The sequence below is a fragment of the Enterobacter sp. CRENT-193 genome, from assembly GCF_002787395.1.
GTDB classification, from domain to species: Bacteria; Pseudomonadota; Gammaproteobacteria; order Enterobacterales; family Enterobacteriaceae; genus Enterobacter; species Enterobacter hormaechei_C.
Map to the genome: position 1 here is coordinate 134,028 of NZ_CP024812.1, position 23,679 is coordinate 157,706.

At 55.7% G+C, this 23,679-nt stretch carries 26 protein-coding genes and 1 pseudogene; 10 read left to right on the top strand and 17 right to left on the bottom strand.

Annotated elements, in window-relative coordinates; translation table 11 throughout:
* Positions 1 to 9: 9 nt before the first annotated feature.
* The 4 genes from CU081_RS00680 to CU081_RS00695 all read right to left on the bottom strand — a co-directional run bounded on the left by CU081_RS00680 (position 10) and on the right by CU081_RS00695 (position 1,640).
* Positions 10 to 390, bottom strand: coding sequence for a response regulator transcription factor (locus CU081_RS00680; protein ID WP_003863058.1), 381 nt, complete (start codon positions 388 to 390; stop codon positions 10 to 12).
* 23 nt (positions 391 to 413) lie between these two features.
* A complete protein-coding gene (locus CU081_RS00685) occupies positions 414 to 674 on the bottom strand; it encodes a XapX domain-containing protein (RefSeq protein WP_003863056.1) in 261 nt (86 codons plus the stop codon).
* Entirely contained in the window at positions 671 to 892 is a 222-nt protein-coding gene (locus CU081_RS00690; protein WP_003863054.1) for a DUF1427 family protein, read from the bottom strand. The genes CU081_RS00685 and CU081_RS00690 overlap by 4 nt, the downstream gene beginning before the upstream one ends.
* A gap of 61 nt (positions 893 to 953) precedes the next feature.
* Complete coding sequence (locus tag CU081_RS00695) at positions 954 to 1,640, bottom strand: hydrolase (protein ID WP_003863053.1); 687 nt, start codon at positions 1,638 to 1,640, stop codon at positions 954 to 956.
* Between the two features lie 220 nt (positions 1,641 to 1,860).
* Between CU081_RS00695 and CU081_RS00700 the strand changes: the two genes are divergently transcribed.
* From CU081_RS00700 to mcrC, 6 genes are all read left to right on the top strand, one after another.
* Complete coding sequence (locus CU081_RS00700; RefSeq protein WP_022650332.1) at positions 1,861 to 3,732, top strand: amidohydrolase; 1,872 nt, start codon at positions 1,861 to 1,863, stop codon at positions 3,730 to 3,732.
* Complete coding sequence (locus tag CU081_RS00705) at positions 3,732 to 4,139, top strand: DoxX family protein (protein WP_017383877.1); 408 nt, start codon at positions 3,732 to 3,734, stop codon at positions 4,137 to 4,139. Before CU081_RS00700 ends, CU081_RS00705 begins: the two co-directional genes overlap by 1 nt.
* Positions 4,136 to 5,755 carry an MFS transporter gene (locus tag CU081_RS00710; RefSeq protein WP_022650331.1) on the top strand — a complete coding sequence of 540 codons (1,620 nt, stop codon included), beginning with the start codon at positions 4,136 to 4,138 and terminating at the stop codon, positions 5,753 to 5,755. The genes CU081_RS00705 and CU081_RS00710 overlap by 4 nt, the downstream gene beginning before the upstream one ends.
* 30 nt (positions 5,756 to 5,785) lie before the next feature.
* Positions 5,786 to 6,607: an alpha/beta fold hydrolase gene (locus CU081_RS00715; protein WP_022650330.1), complete on the top strand. Its 822-nt coding sequence runs from the start codon at positions 5,786 to 5,788 to the stop codon at positions 6,605 to 6,607.
* A 131-nt stretch (positions 6,608 to 6,738) separates the two neighbouring features.
* The gene (locus tag CU081_RS00720; RefSeq protein ID WP_022650329.1) at positions 6,739 to 8,691 is read left to right on the top strand and encodes an AAA family ATPase; all 1,953 of its coding nucleotides are present in this window, start codon (positions 6,739 to 6,741) and stop codon (positions 8,689 to 8,691) included.
* Positions 8,688 to 9,821 carry a 5-methylcytosine-specific restriction endonuclease system specificity protein McrC gene (mcrC, locus tag CU081_RS00725; RefSeq protein ID WP_003863041.1) on the top strand — a complete coding sequence of 378 codons (1,134 nt, stop codon included), beginning with the start codon at positions 8,688 to 8,690 and terminating at the stop codon, positions 9,819 to 9,821. Before CU081_RS00720 ends, mcrC begins: the two co-directional genes overlap by 4 nt.
* A 40-nt stretch (positions 9,822 to 9,861) precedes the next feature.
* On the opposite strand, the gene CU081_RS00730 is transcribed toward mcrC, so the two are convergent.
* Together CU081_RS00730 and CU081_RS00735 are read right to left on the bottom strand one after the other, a co-directional pair.
* Positions 9,862 to 11,256 (bottom strand): MFS transporter, encoded by a 1,395-nt coding sequence (locus CU081_RS00730; protein ID WP_022650328.1) that lies wholly within the window; start codon positions 11,254 to 11,256, stop codon positions 9,862 to 9,864.
* A gap of 45 nt (positions 11,257 to 11,301) precedes the next feature.
* Positions 11,302 to 12,390: a cellulase family glycosylhydrolase gene (locus CU081_RS00735; protein WP_022650327.1), complete on the bottom strand. Its 1,089-nt coding sequence runs from the start codon at positions 12,388 to 12,390 to the stop codon at positions 11,302 to 11,304.
* Positions 12,391 to 12,575: 185 nt separating this feature from the next.
* Between CU081_RS00735 and CU081_RS00740 the strand changes: the two genes are divergently transcribed.
* Positions 12,576 to 13,583, top strand: a complete 1,008-nt coding sequence (locus CU081_RS00740) for a LacI family DNA-binding transcriptional regulator (protein WP_022650326.1) — start codon at positions 12,576 to 12,578, stop codon at positions 13,581 to 13,583.
* Here the strand turns inward: CU081_RS00740 and fosA are convergent.
* Positions 13,569 to 13,994, bottom strand: coding sequence for a FosA/FosA2 family fosfomycin resistance glutathione transferase (fosA, locus tag CU081_RS00745; RefSeq protein WP_022650325.1), 426 nt, complete (start codon positions 13,992 to 13,994; stop codon positions 13,569 to 13,571). The two genes, CU081_RS00740 and fosA, sit on opposite strands and share 15 nt — an antisense overlap.
* A 199-nt stretch (positions 13,995 to 14,193) precedes the next feature.
* Between fosA and trpS the strand changes: the two genes are divergently transcribed.
* Together trpS and CU081_RS00760 are read left to right on the top strand one after the other, a co-directional pair.
* A complete protein-coding gene (gene trpS / locus CU081_RS00750) occupies positions 14,194 to 15,198 on the top strand; it encodes a tryptophan--tRNA ligase (RefSeq protein WP_022650324.1) in 1,005 nt (334 codons plus the stop codon).
* Positions 15,199 to 15,772: 574 nt separating this feature from the next.
* A complete protein-coding gene (locus CU081_RS00760; RefSeq protein WP_022650323.1) occupies positions 15,773 to 16,144 on the top strand; it encodes a hypothetical protein in 372 nt (123 codons plus the stop codon).
* 57 nt (positions 16,145 to 16,201) lie between these two features.
* Here the strand turns inward: CU081_RS00760 and CU081_RS00765 are convergent, their stop codons facing one another.
* Positions 16,202 to 16,669 (bottom strand): SymE family type I addiction module toxin, encoded by a 468-nt coding sequence (locus CU081_RS00765; protein WP_022650322.1) that lies wholly within the window; start codon positions 16,667 to 16,669, stop codon positions 16,202 to 16,204.
* A 299-nt stretch (positions 16,670 to 16,968) separates the two neighbouring features.
* Here CU081_RS00765 and CU081_RS00770 point away from each other — a divergent pair.
* Positions 16,969 to 17,805 (top strand): annotated as a pseudogene (locus CU081_RS00770) (phosphorothioated DNA-binding restriction endonuclease).
* 179 nt (positions 17,806 to 17,984) lie between these two features.
* Here the strand turns inward: CU081_RS00770 and CU081_RS00775 are convergent.
* From CU081_RS00775 to CU081_RS00815, 9 genes are all read right to left on the bottom strand, one after another.
* Entirely contained in the window at positions 17,985 to 18,992 is a 1,008-nt protein-coding gene (locus CU081_RS00775) for a restriction endonuclease (RefSeq protein ID WP_039268719.1), read from the bottom strand.
* A gap of 254 nt (positions 18,993 to 19,246) precedes the next feature.
* Positions 19,247 to 19,588: a TA system toxin CbtA family protein gene (locus CU081_RS00780; protein WP_039268718.1), complete on the bottom strand. Its 342-nt coding sequence runs from the start codon at positions 19,586 to 19,588 to the stop codon at positions 19,247 to 19,249.
* 20 nt (positions 19,589 to 19,608) lie between these two features.
* A complete protein-coding gene (locus tag CU081_RS00785; RefSeq protein WP_100185454.1) occupies positions 19,609 to 19,950 on the bottom strand; it encodes a type IV toxin-antitoxin system YeeU family antitoxin in 342 nt (113 codons plus the stop codon).
* Between the two features lie 10 nt (positions 19,951 to 19,960).
* On the bottom strand, positions 19,961 to 20,503 hold the full coding sequence (gene radC, locus CU081_RS00790) for a RadC family protein (protein WP_045259572.1): 543 nt from the start codon (positions 20,501 to 20,503) through the stop codon (positions 19,961 to 19,963).
* Between the two features lie 12 nt (positions 20,504 to 20,515).
* A complete protein-coding gene (locus CU081_RS00795; RefSeq protein ID WP_039268716.1) occupies positions 20,516 to 20,956 on the bottom strand; it encodes an antirestriction protein in 441 nt (146 codons plus the stop codon).
* Between the two features lie 30 nt (positions 20,957 to 20,986).
* Complete coding sequence (locus CU081_RS00800) at positions 20,987 to 21,808, bottom strand: DUF932 domain-containing protein (RefSeq protein ID WP_039268715.1); 822 nt, start codon at positions 21,806 to 21,808, stop codon at positions 20,987 to 20,989.
* Between the two features lie 120 nt (positions 21,809 to 21,928).
* The gene (locus CU081_RS00805; protein ID WP_039268714.1) at positions 21,929 to 22,402 is read right to left on the bottom strand and encodes a hypothetical protein; all 474 of its coding nucleotides are present in this window, start codon (positions 22,400 to 22,402) and stop codon (positions 21,929 to 21,931) included.
* Positions 22,403 to 22,473: 71 nt separating this feature from the next.
* A complete protein-coding gene (locus CU081_RS00810) occupies positions 22,474 to 22,926 on the bottom strand; it encodes a hypothetical protein (protein WP_039269148.1) in 453 nt (150 codons plus the stop codon).
* A 35-nt stretch (positions 22,927 to 22,961) separates the two neighbouring features.
* Positions 22,962 to 23,678 (bottom strand): helix-turn-helix transcriptional regulator, encoded by a 717-nt coding sequence (locus CU081_RS00815; protein WP_039268713.1) that lies wholly within the window; start codon positions 23,676 to 23,678, stop codon positions 22,962 to 22,964.
* Position 23,679 lies beyond the last annotated feature (1 nt).

The window sequence follows — 23,679 nt, forward strand, 5'->3', positions numbered from 1 at the left end:
CCGCGATCCTTATTGTCGGCGGGTCAGCTCCCGCTGAATATGATCCAGCAGAATATCGATGTTAATCGGCTTACGCAAAAATGCAGCGGCGCCCAGACTGAGTGCATACCGCTGCATATTTTCATCAGCATGGCCGGAGATAAAGAGTATTGGCGGTGGCGGCATGGCCAGCAACCGCAGCTTCTCAAACAGCTCGATGCCGTTCATGCCGCGCAGCTTGATGTCGGCGATCACCAGCGACGCGCCGGACAGGGCGAGAGGGTGGCTCAAGAACACCTCTGCCGAATCGAAGGTATCGGTAGCATACCCTTCCGATTGCAGCAGGTTACTGAGCCCGCTGCGAACAGAGCGTTCGTCATCGATGATGGCAATGCGCCACGGCAGCGTCATGCTGTCTTTCCTCAAACAAATCGTTACGCGTCGCGGCTTTCCTTCGCGGGCGCTGGGGGCGCGGTACCACTGATCTTCGGTACGCATTCATGACGAAACCAGGCCAGGGTCAGCGGTTCGCGGCTCACCAGACGCCGTCCGATGGGGATCAGCTGTTCACCCACCAGCATGCCGAACAGGCCAAGCAGCGCGACGACCGGCGGCGCCGGGGAATGTACGTCGAGCAGGGCGTAAAGTACCCCAGCCGCGACCCCGCACACCAGCGAAATAATCCAGGCCTTCATGATGACGCTCCGGTCGGGTGTTGAACGTGGGGAACCGTCACCTGCACGGCAGCCGGATTATCGCGGGATAAAAGATGACGCATCGCCTGTTCACCCGCCAGCATCCCCAGCAGGCCAATCAGCGCCAGCGCGGGCGGCGCGGGGGAGCGCACCTTCAGCACGGCATACATCAGGCCAATCAACACGCCTGCCGCAAGGGATATCAGCCCAGTACTCATTGTGAACTCCAGAGAAAGAGGCAGCGGCGAGCCGGATGAGGGACCAGCCCGCCGACGGGACTTAGCGAGCCGGAACCGGCGCTAAGGTGCGGTGCTCGCTCTTCTGGCGAGACGGCGCTTTGTGCACCATGGTGTAGGCGTAATCCACGCCCATGCCGTAGGCGCCGGAGTGCTCGCGCACGATATCCATCACCGCGGTGTAGGTCTCTTTGCGCGCCCAGTCACGCTGCCACTCCAGCATCACCTGCTGCCAGGTCACCGGGATCACGCCCGCCTGGATCATGCGCTGCATCGCGAAGTCGTGGGCTTCTTTGGAGGTGCCGCCGGAGGCGTCCGCCACCATATAAATTTCGTAGTCGCCTTCCAGCATCGCGCACAGGGCAAAGCTGTTGTTGCACACTTCGGTCCACAGACCGGCGACAACCACTTTCTTCTTGCCGTTGGCCTTCAGCGCGTCACGCACTTTCTGGTCGTCCCAGGAGTTCATGGAGGTACGCTCCAGAATGTCCTGGCCCGGGAACACGTCCAGCAGTTCCGGATAGGTATTGCCGGAGAAGCTTTCAGTCTCAACGGTGGTGATGATGGTTGGGATGTTGAACACCTTAGCCGCTTTCGCCAGCGCCACGGTGTTGTTTTTCAGCACCTGGCGGTCAATAGACTGCACGCCAAACGCCATCTGTGGCTGGTGGTCGATGAAAATGATCTGACAGTTGGCAGGGGTTAAGACTTCGAGCTTAGAAGTGGTCATAAGATTATCCAGTGAGGTTAAAGGTTAAAATCGCCGCGAACAGCACGCCGATAAAATCGCGTTCATCCTATGACCCACAGCGCTGTGGTGTAATTATCTCTTCGTATAGTTAACCTTAGGTATAGTTATACTTTGGTATACCTATCCTATTGTATAACTGGATCTTTGCCGAAACCGGTTCCCATAATCCTGACCATTCCCCTCTTAGTCTGGAGCTCTTATGGTTACCCTCGGTAAAGCCGATCTCATTCTGGTTAACGGCCAGTTTCACACCGTCGATCGCGAGAATCCTCTCGCAGAAGCCGTTGCCGTGCGCGACGGAAAATTTCTGGAAGTGGGTACCGTCGCCGAGGTGATGCAACACCACGGCGACGGCACTAAGGTGGTCGACTTAAAAGGCCACACCGCCATCCCCGGCCTGAACGACTCGCACCTGCACCTGATCCGCGGCGGGCTGAACTACAACCTCGAGCTGCGCTGGGAAGGCGTGCCGTCGCTCGCCGACGCCCTGCGGATGCTGAAAGAGCAGGCCCTGCGCACGCCGTCGCCCCAGTGGGTGCGCGTGGTGGGCGGCTGGAGCGAGTTCCAGTTTGCCGAGCGCCGCATGCCGACGCTGGACGAGATTAACGACGCCGCGCCGGACACCCCGGTCTTCATTCTGCACCTGTACGACCGCGCTCTGCTCAACCGCGCCGCGCTGAAGGTGGTCGGCTACACCAAAGAGACGCCAAACCCGCCGGGCGGCGAGATCCAGCGCGACGCCAACGGCAACCCGACCGGGATGCTGATTGCCCGTCCGAACGCCATGATCCTCTACGCCACGCTGGCCAAAGGGCCGAAGCTGCCGCTGGAGCAGCAGGTGAACTCCACCCGCCAGTTCATGCGTGAGCTGAACCGTCTGGGGCTGACCAGCGCCATCGACGCGGGCGGCGGCTTCCAGAACTACCCGGAAGACTACGAGGTGATTGCCGAGCTGCACGAGAAAAAGCAGATGACCATCCGCATCGCCTACAACCTGTTTACCCAGCGTCCGGGCCACGAGCTGGAAGATTTTGAAAAATGGACCGACATGCTCACGCCGGGCCAGGGCAGCGACTTCTTCCGCCACAACGGCGCGGGCGAGATGCTGGTCTTCTCCGCCGCCGATTTTGAAGACTTCCTCGAGCCGCGCCCGGACCTCGCGCCGGGCATGGAGGACGAGCTAAAGCGCGTGGTGCGCCACCTGGTGGAGCACCGCTGGCCGTTCCGCCTGCACGCCACCTATAACGAATCCATCAGCCGCATGCTGGACGTCTTCGAGAAGGTGAACCGCGACATTCCGTTCAACGGCCTGCACTGGTTCTTCGACCATGCGGAAACCGTCACCCAGGCCAACATCGACCGCATCAAAGCGCTGGGCGGCGGCATTGCCGTCCAGCACCGCATGGCCTTCCAGGGCGAATACTTTGCCGAGCGCTACGGCATCGAAGCCACCCGCCACACGCCGCCGGTGGCAAAAATGCTCGAGACCGGCGTGCCGGTGGGCTTAGGGACGGACGCCACCCGCGTGGCGAGCTACAACCCGTGGACCGCGCTCTACTGGCTGGTCTCCGGTCGTACCGTCGGCGGGATGCAGATGTACGATCACAGCGCCCGTCTGGATCGCGATACCGCCCTGATGCTCTGGACCCAGGGCAGCGCGTGGTTCTCCAGCGAACAAAACCAGAAGGGGCAGATCAAGGTCGGCCAGCTCGCCGACCTGGCGGTGCTGAGCAAAGACTACTTCCGCGTGCCGGAAGAGGAGATCAAGGGCATCGAATCCGTCCTGACGGTGGTCAACGGCGATATCGTCTACGCCGCGGGCAGCTTTGGCCCGCTCGCGCCGCCGGCCATTCCGGTCCTGCCCGAGTGGTCCCCGGTGGTCAAGGTGCCGGGCCACTACCGCAGCGCGCCGCCGCAGGCCGCACGCGTGGGTATGAGTGTGGCTCACCACTGTAGCGGCCCGTGCGGGGTTCACAGCCACCAGCATGACTTCGCCCGCACGTCAGCGATGCCGGTATCCGACGATAACGCTTTCTGGGGGGCGCTGGGTTGCAGCTGCTTTGCATTCTGATGAAACAAAATGACGCTTCGCCCCGGATCGATCCGGGGCTGTTCTTTCTGCGCCTGACCGGCAGCCTGCTGCTGCTTTACGTGCACGGCCTGCCGAAGGTGCTGCACTTCAGCGAAGAGCTGACGCGCATCGAAGATCCGTTTGGTTTCGGGCCGTATGCCAGTCTGATCCCGGCGATCGTCGCCGAGGTGATCTGCCCGCTGTTTATCATTGCGGGGGTTTACACCCGCCTGGCGTGCCTGCCGATTATCGCCGTGCTGCTGGTGGCGATGCTGGCGGTTCATCCGAACTGGTCGATTGCCGAAGGGCAGTTTGGCTGGCTGCTGCTGATTATCTTCACCACCCTTGCCCTCACCGGGCCGGGCCAGTGGCGAGTGCAGCGTAAAACAACGGAGAGGTTCGCATGACCCAGGTAAACGACGTTCGCGACGCACACGTCGAGACGACGCCCGCCCCGGCGGTTTCACCCTGGCAGCCGCTGAGCCAGCCGGTGTTCCGCATGCTGTGGATCGCCACGGTGGTCTCTAACGTCGGCTCATGGATGAGCGACGTCGGCATCAACTGGAGCATGCTGACGCTCAGCGCCGATCCGCTGGATATCGCGCTGGTGCAGGCGGCGAGCAGCCTGCCGATGTTCCTTTTCGCCCTGCCGTCCGGGGTGATGGCGGACATCGTTGACCGACGTAAATACCTGCTCTTCTCCCAGCTGTGGGTGTTCATCGCCGCCGCCGGGCTGACACTGCTCTCCTTCACCGGACACGTCACCCCTACCGTTCTGCTGGTGGCGACGTTTCTGCTGAGCGTGGGCGCGGCGATGAGCTCGCCGCCGTTCCAGGCCGTGGTGCCCGATCTGGTGAGCAAGCCGGAGCTGGGCGCCGCCGTGGCGCTGAACTCGCTCGGGGTGAACATCAGCCGGGCGATTGGCCCTGCGCTGGGCGGTTTTCTGCTCTCGCTCGCCGGGCCGTGGATGGTGTTTGCCCTGAACGCGCTCTCCGTGGTCGGCGTGGCGTGGGTGCTGTGGCGCTGGCGTCCGGCGCCGTCCGTGCAGCGCCTGCCGCCGGAGCACTTCTTCTCCGCGGTGCGCTCCGGCATTCGCTACGTGCACGCCGCGCCGGTGCTGCGCAACGTGCTGGTGCGCACCGTGGCGTTCTTCGTTTTCGGCAGCGCGGGCTGGGCATTACTGCCGCTGGTGGCGCGCCGCGAGCTGGGCCTGGGCCCGGCAGGCTACGGCGTGATGCTGGCGTGCATTGGCCTGGGGGCGATTGCCGGGGCCATCCTGCTGCCGCGCCTGCGCCAGCGGCTGAATGCCGACCGTCTGATGGTAGCCGCGAGCCTGGTCTTTGCCCTCACCATGCTGGCGCTGGCGTTTGTGCGCCACGTCTGGCTGCTCAACCTGTTTGAGTTTTTTACCGGCTTCGCGTGGATTGCGGTGCTCTCGACCCTCAACCTCGGCGCGCAGCGCAGCGCCGCCCGCTGGGTTAAGGCCCGCGCACTGGCGGTGTACCTGACGGTGTTCTTCGGCTCGATGACCGCAGGCAGCGCCATCTGGGGGCAGATTGCCTCTCAGTTCGGCACCCCGACCTCGCTGGTGGTCGCCACGCTGGGGATGGTGCTTGCAAGCGCGACGGCGTTCCGCTGGAAGCTGGAGAAAGATCCTGATTTAAACCTCGACCTGAGCGGCCAGCCGCTGGACGGCGTGGAGATCGACCTGCCGAACGAGCGCGGCCCGGTGCTGGTCTCGCACGAGTACATCATCGACCCGCACAACGCAAAAGCCTTCCTGGAGGCGGTACACGAGCTGCGCCGGGTGCGCCGCCGCGCCGGGGCGATGAGCTGGGCGGTGTACGAGGATATTGAGCGCCCCGGCCTGTTTATCGAGACCTTCCTGATGGGCTCGTGGATTGAGCATCTGCGCCAGCAGGAGCGCCACACCATGAATGACCTCCTGCTGCAGAGCCGCGTTCTGGCTTTTCATCAGGGCACAACATCACCGGCAATTCGTTATCTGGTCGCGCCGGTATAACCACAACCATCACCTGCACAGGAACACACTATGGCAACGTTTAAGGCAAAAGACGGCACGCAGATTTACTACAAAGACTGCGGCGCGGGCAAACCGGTTCTCTTCAGCCACGGCTGGCCGCTGGACGGCGACATGTGGGACAGCCAGCTGAACTACCTGGCCGAGCGCGGCTTCCGCGCCATCGCCTTTGACCGTCGCGGCTTTGGCCGCTCGGATCAGCCGTGGAACGGCTACGACTACGACACCTTTGCGTCCGACATCAACGACCTGATTACCACCCTGGACCTTCAGGAGGTGACGCTGGTGGGCTTCTCCATGGGCGGCGGCGACGTGACGCGCTACATCAACAACTACGGCAGCGCGCGCGTGGCCGGTCTTGCGCTGCTGGGCGCGGTGACGCCGATCTTCGGCAAATCGGATACCTTCCCGCAGGGTGTGGATCAGAGCGTGTTCGACGGCATTCGCGACGGGCTGCGTAAAGATCGCGCCCAGTTCATCAGCGACTTCGCCACCCCGTTCTACGGTATCAATGCCGGGCAGACCGTCTCTGCCGGCGCGCTGACCCAGACGCTGAACATCGCCCTGTTGGCGTCCCTGAAGGGCACCATCGATTGCGTGACCGCCTTCGCCGAAACCGACTTCCGTCCGGATATGGCGAAAATCGACGTGCCGACGCTGGTGATCCACGGCAGCAACGACCAGATCGTGCCGTTTGAAACGACCGGCAAGCTGGCGGCAGAGATGATCAAAAACGCCACGCTGAAGGTGTACGACAACGCGCCGCACGGCTTCGCGCTGACCCACCAGGATCAGCTCAACGAAGATCTGCTGGCGTTTGTGAAGGTGCTGTAATGTCGTCCAGGGGCATGTTGATCCGGCATGCCCTTATAGATCACTGTTTTAGGTAGTTATTCACTCAGGCTTACAATCCCGTAAAATTCATTCGCCAGGTTACTGAAGCCTGTAATTTTACTGGAGAGCATATGGACGCAGTTGAGCAAGACGTCAGATTCGAATGGGCAGACTTTTATCAGGCTTTTGCCTCTCAGCTACTGACCTGGCGAAATCGAAGAGAGGAGTTGGTGGCGGGTATTCACCGCATTGCTGCTGAGATTGGTAGTATGTCACACCTACAGGACAAGCCCGCTAATGGCGTCCCCCATCCTTTGAAAGACATTTGTCCTTTCACCACTATGGGCTTGTTTAATCGCTCGCTTACCGTTACCAACCGAAGAAATATCGCAGCCAGCCTGGCAAAACTGATAGGCGTACGCGAAAAGGTTCCTGAATCGTTCGACGGTATTCCGCTACTGAACAATCAGAAATCATGGTTCTTTGGCTATGAGAAATCACGTAAGCCTGAAGACATCGATACGCTGTGGGAAATGTTTTCTCAGGCAATCTCCTTCGCCGACACCCCAAACGCCGATCCCGCTGACTTCCTCTTTTCTTATGACGCCGCATCTAACGTGCGCAATGTGGGCTGGAACCTGACGATGGGATTGTACTGGCTACGCCCCTGGTTCTACCCTACGCTGGATAGCCAGTCTCAGTACTACATCCAGAAAGTCCTGAACATTAAAATCATTAAAAAAGGTGCCAAAGGGCGCTGTAGCGGACACAACTATCAGACCGTAGCCCTGGCGCTCAAAAAGGCTTTTACCCAGCCAAACTATCCGGTTCACTCCTTCCCTGAACTCTCTCTGGCGGCATGGAATATCGATTTGCAACAGTCAAATGATGAAGTCGAGCGGCTGACATGGAAAGCGTATTTGCTCAATAAGATCAAGGTGCTGTGCCTACGAAAAGACAGCCCCTTTTTCTCTTTGAGGGAGTTAAAAGAGGCCTATCTGGATGAGATTAAGGCGGATTATCCCAATAACAATACTATTGAATCATCCATTTCATATTATCTGCAAAAACTACGTGACGATGATGAACTGGAGTTTCAGACCCCCGGCAATTATGAATACCTCAACTTCGATAAAGGTGAATTGCAGAGCATCACCGAGGAAACGGTTGAAGAGAACGTGCCCGCGGAAATCCCCCACAAGCCTTACACGATAAGCAATTTGATCGATGAGGGCTGCTTTTTAGAAGAGGAAAAAATCCAATTCATCCTTCAGCGGTTACAGGCCAAAAAAAACCTGATCCTTCAGGGCCCGCCGGGAACCGGTAAAACCTGGCTTGCGCGCCGTCTGGCGTATTGTCTGATGGGCGAGGAAACCTCTAAGCGCATCAGCGCGGTGCAGTTCCACCCTACCCTCTCCTACGAAGACTTTATTCGAGGCTGGCGTCCTAACAATGAAGGACGTTTAGCACTGGTAGACGGGCCTTTTCTCCATGCAATCGACAAAGCAGTAAACGATCCGACAACTAAGTACGTGGTCATTATTGAGGAGATTAACCGGGGCAATCCTGCGCAAATTTTTGGCGAAACGCTGACGCTGATGGAGGCGGATAAACGTACGCCGAACGAGGCGCTTGAGCTCTCATATCGATCTGATATGGATGAAAAAACCTACATTCCTGAAAACCTGTATATCATCGGGACGATGAATATCGCTGACCGCTCGCTTGCTCTGCTAGACCTGGCCTTACGGCGCCGCTTTGCGTTTATTGATCTAAAGCCCGAGTTTAACGACGCGTGGAAAAAATGGGTTAACCAACGGTTTAATGTGAGCCTGGAAACATTAGCCCTTATCGAATCCAAATTAACCGCGTTAAATGAAAAATTGTCCAGGGATGCGGCCCTGGGACCTCAATTTTGTATCGGGCATAGCTATGTTACCCCACCTGCGGGGTTGAAAATTGACGACGGGATGGCCTGGTACGAGCAGGTTGTCGAAACCGAAATCTGCCCTTTACTTGCCGAATACTGGTTTGATGCGCCGGAGAAAGTCCAGGATTCCAGAAAGGAACTTCTCAGCGTATGACCGATCTTGCTGAACGTGACGATACGCAGGCTCGGGCAGCTGTTTCGCGTATTCCTTTGCGGAATATCTGGCTATTGATGCTGTACGCCTCCAGTCTGTTTCGCCACCACGGGCGCAGCATGGTTGCCGCTGAAAACAATCCGGAGGAGATCCCGGCGCTGGTGGCCAGGATCCTGCTTCACGAAGTGGAGCAGCGGCTGTTAAGGCATTTAAGTATGGGATACCAAACTCGCCGCGCCACGCTTAACAGGGTAAGGGGACGCATTGATGTTCTGCGCACAACCAGTCGACAATTGCTTGAGCGGGCACAGGTAGCCTGCCAGTTTCAGGAAATGACGCTGGACACACCACGAAATCGCTATGTTCGCTCTGCGTTAGAGCACCTTGTTCCGCTGCTCAGCAACGGCCCGCTGGCTGCGCAATGTCGCGCAATGGCAATCAATTTGCGTCGTCGTGGTATTGAGGGGGGTATGCCCAGTAAAGGTGAACTGCCGTCAATCACACGTTTTGGCCGCCACGATGCGGCGGATAAAGCCATGGTCGATGCCGCGAAGCTGGCATTTGAATTATGGCTACCAACCCAAACTGCGGGGCAAAAACTGTTGCCAACGCCGTCTAATGATCCTTACTGGATGCGCAAGCTGTTCGAGAAAAGTATGGCGGGTTTCTATCACTTCCATCTTCCCAAAAAAGACTGGACAGTCGCTGCCGGAAAAGAGTTGAAATGGGGATTAACGTCTCAAAGTGCAGGGAGCGAAAGTATTTTCCCAACCATGAACTCGGACATTATTCTTGAGCACAAGCAACCTGCACAGCGCGTCATCATCGACACCAAATTCAATAACATTCTGACTAAAGGCTGGTATCGCGATAAGAGCTTGCGCAGCGGTTATATCTACCAGATTTATACCTATCTGCGAACTCAGGAGAACCGAACAGATCCATTATCTCTCCGTTCAGCTGGATTATTACTTCATCCAGCCGTCGATGTAATGCTCTACGAATTCGTTGAGGTACAGGGGCATAAAATCCACTTTGCCACCGTAGATTTAGCAGCAGATGCCGCCACAATGACTCAGCAATTATTGAAATTAGCGCGTGATTGCTGTGGGATAACTGACGTGAATTAAGTTCTGAAGTGGACGCCTGCATGACAGGCGCCCATTTCTCTTAGTTCGCCGGAGCCGGACGCTCCAGCCGCTCATTCTCTGCACGGCTATTTTCTACATGATGCCGACGCTCCGCCAGCAGCCGACACATCTCCGCATGCTTTTCCTCGGTAAAGGTAAAGCGCGACATAAACCCCATTCGGATCAGCGAGCCTATCGCCGGTAACAAACAAATGCCGAAGAACAGCCCCGCCAGCACGCTATCGCTCTGGGCCTGCGCCTGCGGCACATAGTCGATCATCGTCAGAAACACGCCGATTAACCCGCCGCCTACCGCCACCGACATCTTGCCGGTGAAGGTCTGCCCGGAGAAAGTGATCGCCGCGCAGCGCTTGTTAGTGTGGTACTCCGCGTACTCGATGGTGTCGGCAATCATCGACGAGGTGAGGATGTTGGTCATCATCACGAACAGCGTGCTCAGGCCGAGCAGAATAAACAGCATCGTCACCTGCTGATACCCGACAAACCACATCACCACGCGCACCGCCACGTCCAGCCCGCAGAGGATCATAAACAGCTTCCGCTTCTGCATCCGGCGCGTCAGCATCGGGGCGACCAGGCACAGCACCGCCGCGACAATCCCCATCACGCCAATCGCCATTTGCAGGCTGCCGTCGCCCATATTGTTGATAAAGAAGTAGATATAAAGACCGCCCGCCACGTTGTGGAACACGCAGAAAAAGAACGACAGCAGGACGATAAACAGCGGCTTGTTCTGGCGCAGGTTGTGGAAGGTGTCGCGAATGGTCACCTTTTCCGGACTCGGCGGCACGCGCTCTTTGATCTGCATAAAGCCGTTAAGCATCAGCGGCAGGCCCACCAGCATCATCACCAGCGCCGCCATAAAGTAGCCTTTGTCATTGCTGTACTGGGCGAAGAACGCCGCCAGCTTCGGGAAGAAGATGTTGGCGCAGGCAATCCCGGCGTTCACCCCGAGCATCGCCGCCGTCACCGCGCGGGTGCGCTGGGCGGAGTCGTTGGTCATCACCGACGACATCGACCAGAACGGGATATCGGAGATGGCGTACAGCGTTCCCCACAGGATATACGTCACACCGGCGTAGAGGATTTTGGTGGTCATATCCGCTTCGATTTTATAGAACGACAGCAGCGTGACGCCGGTGATCAGCAGCGGCGCGATCAGCAAAAAGTGGCGAAACTTGCCGAACCGGCTGTTAATGGTGTCCATAATGCTGGCAAACAGCGGATCGTGAACTGCGTCCCATGCACGGGCAATCAGGAAGATGGTGCTCGCCGCCAGCGCCGAGATCCCCAGCACGTCGGTGTAAAAATAGTTAATAAACGAACCCACTAAACCAAAGCTAAAACACTGACCTAAACCATAGCCAAAGTAGGACCATAACTCGCGAGACGGTATTTTCATTGTCGTTGCCATAGTGCGTACCTGGTTACCCGGCGACAGCGCGCCGGGTCGTTATTATTAGCCCTGCGGATCCGGGGCGATTTTGCGCAGCTTCTTCATCAGCGCGATTTCAGCGCGTGAAAACGGGATACCGTTCTCCTCGAACACGTCGTGGAACCAGAGGCGGCAGTAGTCCGTGGACTCCTTCATCACCACCGGCCACGGCAGCCACGTCTGGGTTTTGCCGCGCACCAGCCCCCACTGGTACGGCGCGACCTTCGCCGCGTACATCAGCGGGAGCTGCTCTTCGATGGTGCTGCCCACGTGGCGCGCCAGCCATTCGGTACAGAACAGCGGTCGTCCGAGCTGTTGCAGCTGCTGGATAATCGCCGTCATCCGCCCCGTGTGGGTGTAGGCGTGGAAGCTCACCACGTCCGAGAGCGCCAGCGCGGTCTGGTCCAGCGGATGCTGGAAGAACGTGTCGCCCTCCTCTTCCGGCGGCAGGCGCCACGCGCAGACAGTGAGCGGCTGGGTCGGGTCCTCCTCACGCACCCACCGGAACGCCAGCTTCATCAGCTCATGGGCGCAGGTCTCCAGCTTCGCGTCGTACTGCACCTCCTGCGTGCCGGTCGCGAAAATGCCGCGGTTGCCCGGCTCGTTGTAGAGATCCCACAGCAGCACGCGCTTATCCTCGCGGAACTGGCGGACAACGTCGCGGATATAGCGCTCAATGTCTGCCCAGCAGTCCGGATCGCACACCTTGTCGCGCCCCGGGCTCGCCGCCGCCTGGCTGTTGTGCTTGCCCGGCACCGGCGGCTTTTGCGGGCCGAGATACGGCTCGTCGCCGGAGAAACCGCAGTCGTCCATCAGGGTCAGCATGGTGCTGAACCCGTGGTCGTCGGCAATCGTCAAAAACCGGTCGATGCGGGCCATCAGCCCGTCGCGGTCGTGCTCCCAGACGATAAACGGCAGGTTGATGCGCAGGGTGTTGTAGCCCGCGTCCGCCGCCCAGCCCAGCTCGCGCTCGATGGTAGCGGCATCAAAGGTCTCTGCCTGCCAGATATCGGTCCAGTTCACCGCCGTCGACGGCAGGTAGTTAAACCCGCACAGCCAGCCCTTCTGCTGATACCACGCCTGTGCCTGCTCCCTGCTCCACTGCTCTTTCATTACGCGTCCTCTTACTGATAATATTTAGCTAATAAATATTAGTTGCGGGATAAATGCGCAATTTCCCGCACGAAGAAAAGCGATGCCCCTCACAAAGTTCGCGCTTCGATGAATGAGAAACGTGATCGACGGCGCGTAAGCGTGCGGTTAGGGTATGATGCGAATTCGCGAAAGGGAGAGGACGGATGAAGCGAAAAACGAAGGTAACGATGAACGATATTGCGCGGGCGGCAGGGGTGTCGCAGGCGACGGTATCGCTGGTGCTTAACCAGTCCCGCAACATCAAGCTCAGCGACGACACCCGCCAGCGGGTGATTAACGTCGCTACCGAGCTCGGCTACGACCGCCTCCCCGCCGTTCACGCCCCGCGCAACCAGGAAGAGATCGCCCTGCTGGTGAGCTCCATGCAGAGCTTCGACCCGTTTATCGACGCCATCAGCCAGGCGCGGGAAGCGGCGTGGCGCAACGAGACCCTGCTCACCGTCTACGACTACGGCGACGACATCGAGCTGGCGCTGAACATCATCCGCCAGCTGGAGAAGCGCAACTGCATCGGGATTATTCTCGCGTCTCCGGTCACCACGCAGGTGGACATGACGGCATTCCAGGACTGCACCCGCATCCCGCTGGTGCTGCTCAACCAGCGCGACCCGGGCTCGCCGCTGCTGCCGTCGTTTATCCCGGACGACTACGCCAACGCTTTCCAGGTGACTAAACACCTCATCGCCTGCGGGGCCACGCGCATCGCCCACATCACCGGCGAGAGCTGGATGGAGGCCTCGCGCCAGCGTCTGGCGGGCTACCAGGCGGCGCTGCAGCAGGCCGGACTCGCGTGCGACGACGGCCTGGTGCGCCAGACCAACTGGCAGTTCAGCGAGTCCTTTACCGCCACCACCTCCCTGCTGGAACTGGCCGAGCGCCCGGACGCCATCTTCTGCGCCAGCGACTGGCTGGCGATTGGCTGCTATCAGGCGCTGGCAGTGAACGGCGTGCGCATCCCGCAGGACATGCTGCTGGCGGGCTACGACGACCAGAAGATCTCCGAGCAGCTCACCCCGCCGCTGACCAGTATCCAGCTACCCTACAGCGAGCTGGGACGGCTGGCGGTGGAGTACCTGTGCAATCAGGAAGATGCCGCCACGCACGTGACGCTGGCGGGCAGGCTGAAGGTACGCGCCTCAAGCCCCGTCTGAGGTAAACACCATCCCCGCGTAGGGCTTCTCGCGGCACGCCGCCAGGCGCGCGGCGAGGCTGCCCACGTGCAGCTCCAGCTTGTGCCCGTCCGGGTCGAGAAAATAGAACGACGCCCCCTCGCTTTTGTTCTGCTTCCAGACGGTGACGCCCGCCTGCTCCAGCCTTTGCGAGAACGGTTCAAAATCCTCTTCCGCCACGGTAAACGCGTAGTGGGTGTAGTCGCTCTCCTGCGGCGGCACGTACCGGCGCGCCTCGTCGTACGACAGGCAGACCCACAGTTCGCCGCAGGTGAGATAGGCCCCGGTATTCCAGCGGGCGTGCAGGGTCAGCCCCAGCAGCGCGTGCCAGAAGGTGACGCTTTTTTGCAGGTCGCTGACAGCGATAGTCAGGTGGTTGAGTGATTGCAGCATGACGTGCCCTTTTGTTTTTCGCGCCGGACGTGGTACGGTAAAAGCATGAACATAAACCACGCCGTCCTCACCGTAAACCGCTGGTGGCTGCCTTCTTAAAGGCGGCACGGAGTAGTTTTCCCCATTTTCAGATAGCCGCCGAAAGGCGGCTTTCACTTTTCTAAGACCCCTTTCGGCCACTGCACATTAAGGAGTCTTTATGAACGCACCCACCATCCTCACCGGCGATCGCCCAACCGGCCCGCTGCACCTCGGCCACTTCGTCGGATCGCTGCGCCAGCGCGTGGCGCTCCAGCAGACGCACAGCCAGTTTGTGCTGATTGCCGACCTTCAGGGGCTGACCGACAACGGCAGCAACCCGCAGAAGATCCGCGACAACATCCCCGAAGTGCTGGCCGACTACCTCGCCGCCGGCATCGACCCGAACCTGACCACGATCTGCCTGCAATCCGCCCTGCCCGCCCTCGCCGAGCTGACGATGCTGTATATGAACATCGTCACCGTCGCCCGCGTGGAGCGTAACCCGACGGTGAAAAACGAGATTGCGCAGAAAGGCTTCGCCCGCTCGCTGCCGGTCGGGTTTATGGCCTACCCCATCAGCCAGGCGGCGGACATCACCGCGTTTAAGGCCGAGTGCGTGCCCGTCGGCGACGACCAGCTGCCGATGATTGAGCAGACCAACGAGATTGTGCACAAGATGAACAGCCTGCTGCCCGCCCCGGTGCTGCGCCACTGCAAGGCGATGCTGAGCGACACCAGCCGCCTGCCCGGCATCGACGGCAGCGCCAAGATGTCGAAATCGCTCGGCAACACGCTGCATCTTTCGGCCAGCGAAGAGGCCATTCACCGCGCGGTGAGCGCGATGTACACCGACCCGAACCACCTGAAGGTGAGCGACCCGGGGCAGATTGAGGGGAACGTGGTGTTTACGTACCTCGACGCGTTTCACCCGGACAAGGAGAAAGTGGCGGCGATGAAAGCGCACTATCAGGCGGGCGGACTGGGGGATCGGGTGTGTAAGAACGAGCTGGAGGCGTGTTTGCAGGAGCTGATTGCGCCGATGCGGGAGCGGAGGGCGATGTATATGCAGGACAAGGGGGAATTGATGGCGATGCTGAAGCGCGGGACCGAGCGGGCGCAGGGGGTGACGCAGGAGACGTTGAGGGAGGTGAAGGTGGGGCTGGGGGTGCCGGTGTTTTGTTAAAGTCGATTTAGCGGTGGAGTGCATGAGACTGGCATGAAGCCGCTAACTTGATTATTGCGTAAATAAGCGAGGCACAAAAATTCTTAAATGCATTATTAGCCATTTTCGTTTGTCATTCTGTTAAGAGCGCTATATTCATAGATTCTTTATATTTTAAATGTCGCGGCAATTGCTATGAGTAAGTTTATTATTTCCATGCTGAATACGTTACTTTGTGTTCTTGTGATTGTGTTATGCCTCATATGCGTGGGCGTCACTGATAACTGGAAAGAATGCACTATAGCTATAATCATCACTTTAGGATGCGCACATTTCATGGCCATTTTACTAAATCGTGTATTGCCTCATAAGTTATCTATCTTAGATAGGAATACTAGAATTATTGGGAGGACCACTATTAGTTATAGGCGCAATTATGTGTTTTGATGTATTCGAACCCTGGCCGCTAAAAAGCATTGGGATGTTTGCATGGGTTGTTTTGATTTTCTTTGTACCTTCAATAATAAGTCCCAGGCGTTAAATCGTTCTATTAATGAATGTCTACATCATTTATTCACCCACGGAATCCAACATAATGTACCCCACTCTTTCGCAGGTCATTGAGGTTGTGCGTCAGTCCTCTGGACATCATCGCAAGCGCATTGATGTGAACACCCTAATCGAAGCCGACCTTGATATCTGCGGCATGGATGGCGATGCCATGATAGAAGACTGCGAGGAAGCGTTTGGCGTTACGCTTGTCACTGAAGAAAACGGTTATGAGAAAACTTTTTCTCTCGCTGAAAATGAGTTTCTTTTTAGCACCGAGGGCATAGATTACTTTGGTATCTGCCGTTTGATTCGCAGGCTACGTGGCATTCCCGAACCTGTGATATGCGATTTAACCGTTGGCGAGCTTCATGCTGTGCTGGTTAAGGCAGTGAAAGAACAAGTGCATCATGATTGAGTTATTCTTAGCGTAGTGCGGGCATGTGCTTACATGCCCGTGCAGGTAGTCTTAAGTTTAAACAGCCTGCCCACTCCCACGCTTAATCACCGGAACATCACCTGTATCATTCAGCGCTCCCGGAAAGGTCTTCAGCCACTGCGCGACTTTCTGCTTATTAATATTCACCACGCTCATACCTTCCAGGCATCCCCATAATTCTCTTGTATGTTGCGGGGTAATCACAATGCAGTCTTTCATGGCGCGGATTTTTACGGGCATGCCGTCGATAAAGCCCGCGCGGGTTAACCACTCGCCGCCCAGAAGAAGGTATTTCATATCTATGCGAGAATAAAGTTCGCAGCAAGCGGCACTGTCCTGCGGCGTCTCCGCGCGGGGATGGACGGGCGCCGCGTTGAGCTGGTTGCCGTGAAGTCGGCGGGCGCTGTTTTTGCGGACCAGCTCGCGGTTTTCAATCATGCCGGTGAAAGCGTCTGATTCTGTTTTGCAAACAGTAAACTCTGGCTTAAAATTCGTCGCAGCCATTTTCAACTCCTCAGTAGTTGTTGTGGTTAGCGGTATGGGGGTGTTGCAGCACCTTCATATCGCGAATTCCTCGTAAAATATTCTTTGATACTTCCTTTTGCCATTCGGCTAATTTCTGATGGTCATTATACAGGGCTGAATATAAATACAGCGGTTTGGTGTGGGGTAAATTTGGAATTTGCGAGGGGGATTCAGAAAATAGAGTTCTGTGCGGTAATGTCATGTTTTTGTTAGTTGCGGGTTGATTGGTCTGGGTTTTGCGAGCATCATCGCAATTATTTACCTTCTTCCGTAACGCGATGGCTTTCAGCAAAACTCTCGAACAGGCAATTGCCGATATCACCATCTGGCGCAAAGGCGAACAGCGTGCGCCGCATAAGCCTTTATTGCTTCTGTACGTGCTGGCGAAGTATCAGCAGGGGCATGCGAGACTGTTTGATTACGGTACAGAAGTCCACTAGCAGCTGCTTAGCCTATTAGAACGCTTTGGCCCACAGCGGAAGGCGCATTACCCGAATATGCCTTTCTGGCGGCTTAAGGGGGATGGGTTTTGGGATCTGAAGAATACTGAGCTCTGTTCGACCACGGGTAGCAAACAGCCGCCCGTTAAAGAACTTGTGGAACATAACGTCGCAGGCGGGTTTGATGAAGAGCACTTTGCGCTTCTGATTAAGAACAAAAACCTGATCTTGAAGCGCACTTTCCTGAAAGCATTCAGGAAGAGCTCGCTGATGAGATAGGTTTTGATATCCAGCAGATCCGTAAGGTTCGAGATCCGCTGTTCCGCCAGCAGGTTCTGCGAGCTTATAACTATGAGTGAGCAATCTGCGCGACATGATAACGCCTCTGTAGGACTTGAAGCTGCGCATATTAAATGGAAGCAGTTTGGCGGACCGTGTGAGATCCCGAACGGACTGGCGTTGTGTGCGATTCATCATAAGGCGTTTGATAAGGGATCGATTGGGCTGGATGAAAGTATGCGGGTGCTGGTTTCCGAGGCGGTGAATGGGGGCGGGATTGTTGGGCGGCTGTTCTGGGATTTTGCCAGGAAGCAGATTGCGCTGCCGATGGTGAAAGGGAATTATCCAAGGGAGGGGTTTGTGGAGTGGCATCGTAGAGAGGTGTTTAGAGGATGAGTGGAAGGCCGGACTCGAATTTCACACCCAATAGACTGATATCAATGTAGTTTATAAGCAGGAATAATTATTTATACCCGCACTTGTACCCACAAGTTAAAATCCGTACAAAAAATAGACACCACGAGTGGGTATAAAGCCATACCAGTAGAACACCGATATGGCTATCAAAGCAAGATTCAGGCAGGCAGGAAAGTTTTCTTCAGAGGTACCAAAAGTTTGGTCTCAATATCCACTTGCTCATAGTTCTCAATAAGCGCACGGACGAGATCATCAAGCGTCCAGAGCGTTAGTGGTATCGTCGAACGGTCGGCTTCATATCGAGCATCTTTCGTAAAACCCCCTGTACTGACATAAAGCCCGCGATCGTCTTTATGGCGACCTCCGATAAAGCTGCGGATCTGTTGGCTTCCCATTTGCTCCCTGCGATGTTTTACCTCAACGATAATACGTGGATTTTCAAAACCGAACCCATCAGGTGAAGCAATGATGTCTTTACCCCGATCAGCTCCCGCAGGTGAGACCTGCGTTTTATAGCCCATACTGCGTAAAACTCCGGCAACAAGATTTTGCATCTCATCCCAGTCAAGAGAGTTGATACGATCTTTGATACCCTCAAACGCCAGCATTTCCATATCGCGAAGCGGATCAGAAACGACCTCATCTTCATCCATCGCAATTGGATTCTGAGTAATCACATCTACCGTAGGTTTCTTATCCTGCAAAAGCTCTTCTAGCGCATATTCTGGAAGCTGGAAAACCGTCAGCGTAGAACCCAATGTGTTTTTGGTAGCAACAGACAGTCTATCGCGGTCGATTTCTTGAGTATTCCATTTAACCTGCCGAGCGATACCCATCCCCTCTTCCACCCATTCAGGATGATACTGGAAGTCTGAAGTAACTTTGCCTAGCAAATAAGTACGGTTGGCTGGCGAATAGGTAATAACCCAATCACCCTTTTGGATCTCATTCACAAAACGCCAGACCTGCGATGCGCCAGAACGGGCTGTTCCGAGCTTTGTTAAGGGATCAGCCTCCTGGTATAAGGCGAGTAACTGGGCTCGGGATAGGCCGGGTTTGACTAATGGAGCCAGCTGAGACCAACCGATGCCTACAATTTGCTTATCGCGAAAATCGTCATAGAGCTTGCCGCCGTCACCGCGGATCATCCACATTCTGTTGCCCATACCAGTCCCTTCATGAGGAAAAGAAATTATGCTGGATCATAAGCTTGTTCGTAGTATGCGTCAAAACCATCAACAACGACGGCCCAGCATTCCCGGATTGTGCTTGCGATAATGTGCCCAGTTAAAATTACAGCTTCAATTTGCATGATGTTTCGTCCATATAAGTAAAAGCACCAACCAGCATCGGCAGGTGCTTTTTGGAGTGAGTAAATAAGTAAGACTGCAATGTGAATCAGGGAGGCTATTCCCAATGTTCACCGTGCCGCGCTAATACGATTTCTTTTCAATAAACCAGTTGCCTGTCGCGCCCGCAGAATATCGACCGCCCGCAGATAAGGGGACTGTTCTTGCCAGTTGAATCCCCTGCGATCAATACGAACCAGCCCGTACTTTTCCACCAGAAAATTAACGGCATCGGCCAAAGATATACCGGCATCGATATGTTCCTGAATTACCGTTTCATCACTGAATGGCGTGTCGTTGAGTGTCAGGCCATAATGTTGTTCCAGCAGGCGTGCAAGCAGCATTTGCCACACTGCCACGGGCAACAGACATAGCTTCGCCGCCTGCGGAGTTGTTGCAGGTAGAGTTTTCATATTTGCTCTTGTAGAGTTAGTTAACGTTGAGTGGGGTAAACGGCGATGTATACGTAGCCGTAACTGCCAAGGGTATCGACTTCGCAGGTGAAACCATTGTGGTACAGGGTGACACAGTGGGCATGGCGAGGATTCATTCCACCAGTAGTCAACATCGACTCCATCTGGCTGATAAAATGTGGGAATGCCACATCCAGCTTAAGACATTCTGCTTCGCTGAACTTACCGGTGATACTGACCCGGTCAGCTAGATAGTGCAGCCGGTTTCCCTCCTGTACCAGACGAGCGCCAAAGCAAGGTGTCACATTACGATTCAGACCCCACTTGAGAAATGAATCGTTCTCTGAGTCAGTAGATTTCATTGAAGTGCCCTCATATCCAGCCTCGCTCTGCAAACGACACAATTCCATCTGAACCGATAACCAGATGATCGAGAGTGTTCACATCAACCAGTGCCAGCGCTTCTTTAAGCCTGCCCGTAATGTTGCGGTCACATTGGCTGGGCTCCGGATCACCGGATGGATGGTTATGCGCCAGCACAACAGCAGCAGCATTGAAGCGAAGCGCTGACTTCACCACCTCACGGGGATGGACCTGGACATGGTTAACCGAACCGGCAAATAGCGTTTCACTCTCCAGTAAACGGTGCTGGTTATCGAGATAGAGCACCATAAACACTTCCCGTTCTTGTCCTGCCAGCTGTAACCGAAGCCAGTCACGGGCAGCAGTGCTTGAGGTAAAGGACATGCCGGGCTGGCGCAGATATTTATCCAGCAGGTTGATAGCACGTCGAATGGTCCGTTGGGCATAAGGTGTCAATCCGGAGGTCGCGGGGAGCAGGCAACCATGCTGGGCCATAACCGCCAGCGGAAAGAGTTCAGGCTGCGATGACTCCAGGGATAATACAGTATTCATGTCAGGCATTCCTTAGTCGATAAGATGCATAATGGCGCTGCATTCCGGATGGTTTAGCGCGTAGTCGCGTAAGCGATAATAGTGTCCAGTCATAGCGTCACACTCGGTGCGGCAGGCGTGGTGGCTGTAAGCCATCAGGCAGACTGCTATACCGGCAGCCTCTCCGCTCATCTCCGCATCGTTGCCATTCATCGGGTTGAACAACGTCCATTTCTCACCGTCAGGCTCCGGAGCCATAAATGCGCCGCTATTGCTGAGTGTGTAAAAGCTCCAGACGCCGCCGCTGTAATCAGCGCACAGGCGATCCATCCAGCCGAAGATTTGGGGCTCAAGGGTTATCCATTGTGGGATGGAGCCAAAGTGCTGCGGCCAGAAGCCGATGCGTAGCTCGTCAGGGACCACCGAGGCAGTAATTGCTGCCTGCTCAGCGAACTCAGGGTTGTGTGTATCCATTAAACTATCTCCTTATGCCGGAACGGTTGTTTAACGCTCGAAAAACGCGAGCATGTTTTCTGCCATAACCCACAGGGCGCGATTGAGCTTCACATCGCCATCAATACCGGTAACAGCATGGGTGCGGCTGCTTTTCCCCTGAGCGGTTCGCCCTGACAATCCACCTTTCATCAGGTTCTCCTGCACGCGCTGGTAGACGGTCCACAGGTCATCGCTGTAGTCCTCACGGCGACGTGGGGTCAGCAACTGCGATACCGTGACCGGCTGGTGCTCCTCACCAAATCGATACTTCAGTGCAGCATTTGCCAGCGCGTGACGGGCCGGGGCTGGTAACGCCAGCGACTGCATGGCATCGCGTTTCTCATCCACCCGGTCAAAGACCCCGAGCACTTCGTAAGCCCCTTCAATCACCTTCTCTACGACATTGCCTTTATGCGGTACCCGCACTTCTCCGAATGACTGACCGCAGACCAGGCCGTTGGTACAGACGCCGCGAAACAGCCCCGGCAGCATCTGGTAGCTTGATGAACCGTCATGGCTGTTGAGAAGAATGATTTCCGGCACCTGATGGCCGGTCAGTTGACCGACACGACGCAGGCGAAGCATGTGTTTGGTGTGCTCCCGCTTGCTCTGGTCGCGAACTTTTGTCTGGCAGGCAAAAAACGGCTCAAAGCCTTCACGCTGCAGGCTTTCGAGGATGGTGATGGTCGGGATGTAGGTGTACCTGTCTGAACGAGATTCATGTTTGTCACTCCCGAACACGCTGGGAACATGACTCATCAGCTCTTCGTGGGTCAGAGGCCGGTCACGGCGTATCTGGTTTATACGGCCAAAGCGGCTGGCTAATCGCATAGCTAACTCCTTATCTGATAATGAATTAAAAACAAAAAAGGCCATGTTCCCGAAGGAGCATGGCCTGTTGCTATCTGGTGTTGGTGTGTTGCGGGGTAGAGAGGTCTGAAATGTAAGTAACTAATCGCTGTAGTGTGTGGTCCGGCACTCACTGAGGTCAGACAGCTCTTTTTGCGTATTCTTCAGACCCGGACTGAAAGTGCCTACTTTTTTATCGCTGACATAAACATCGAAATCTGCTGCCTGCCCCAGTGCGTCAATAAATGACACCCAGGCATTATCGCCATTCCTCCAGCCGAGGGATGAAGGTAATGAGAACTGACTGTTATCAATGACGACCGTTATTTCCGTCCCGTCGTCATGAGAACTTACTGATGTTCCATCAGGCAGAGTGAGATCAACACCGTGTTGCAAAATATTCTGCGCATCCGGATTGCCAGTACAGTTCAGATTAAACACCACCTTCTCCGGGCTGGTAATGATATATTCGGTCACGCCCATCCCAAAACCACTCGTCCACATATTAGGAATAGCCTGTGCTGTTGATACAGAAGCCAGCATAGCTAATGTAAATATTACGTAAGGCAGTCGCATAATGTTGTCCTCAAATCATGTAATAAAGCTTTTGTTGTTTAAAACAATAAAGTAATGAAAAAACAGTTGGATTATTTTATTTGTTTGTAGCGAAACGCTTCTTTTCCAGCATAAATCCCGACAAGATCGTCATAACGAGGGTTCTTTTTATTCGGGCGGAACGTTACTTTCATATCGGGACTGCACATATCCTTCATGGTGAGATTGAATTCTTTACCTGGCGTAATGGTATACCCTGTTGCCACATCGTCTTTACTGGGAGTGATCCACCCCCATATTCCCCCCGGACAATCTCTGGAAGGTTTCGAGCGAACAACAATAAACCATCCCATTGAATCCACTTCCGTCGCTGTACACAGTTTTCTGACCTGTCGGTGGGCATCACACCAGAATATATTCCCACTTTTATTATTCACTGCCGCAGGCAGGAACCCGCTATAAGGACGTGCTGCGTGAGCATTACCTGCGATAAGTAAGGGGAACAACATGACTGGCAGTAAAGACAATAATTTCAATTTTTTCATTAGATTAACCTTACATTCAATTGTGGAGACCATCTCTAATCAGTTTGTCCGGATTGCCCCCGACTTTCTGATGGAGAAAATGAATTCAGCGACTGCTGAATAAAACGGAAATGAGGTAAGGCAGAGATAAAATGTTTGTCCTCCGACAGCTGATAGAGAAGCTCACTGCGAATAAATGTTTCCCGGGATGGCCTTACCAGATGAATCTCATCCAGCCGGAAGACATGTAATTGTCTGTTATGTTCAGCGACCAGATACCAGTAACCATCCAGGGCGATTAGCCGGTAAGGTGCAACGGCCTCATGACGCTCCCCTTCAGTCAGAATGGTGATGCGCTGACATCCCGAAATAGCTCTGACCAGCCTGTAGAAGCAGAGCTTTCCTGCCGGGGGATGAGGTCTGTCCTGATGCCATACCAGACAGGGTCGCTCATCACAGTCCAGCAGGCTGCTGACCAGTCGCCGGTCAAAGCCCGGGAAAACCCCGGCCAACCCCGTGCGGTGAGCAAAGGTCAGAATATCTATTTCCTGCCGCGTACTGTGAATATCTGAGCGCAGACTGCACTGCCCCTGGTAATAATCCAGGTCGAGATACATCAGACGTTCCCGAAAGTCACGACGTAACGTGCGCTCTGACACCCCGAATTCAGTTGCCAGTTTGCGAATAAACAGAGTTTCACCGGACACCAGGCGGCTAATAATCAACGACAACCTGACAGCAAGCCGGTCATGTCGCCGCTCCTGAAGCGTCATG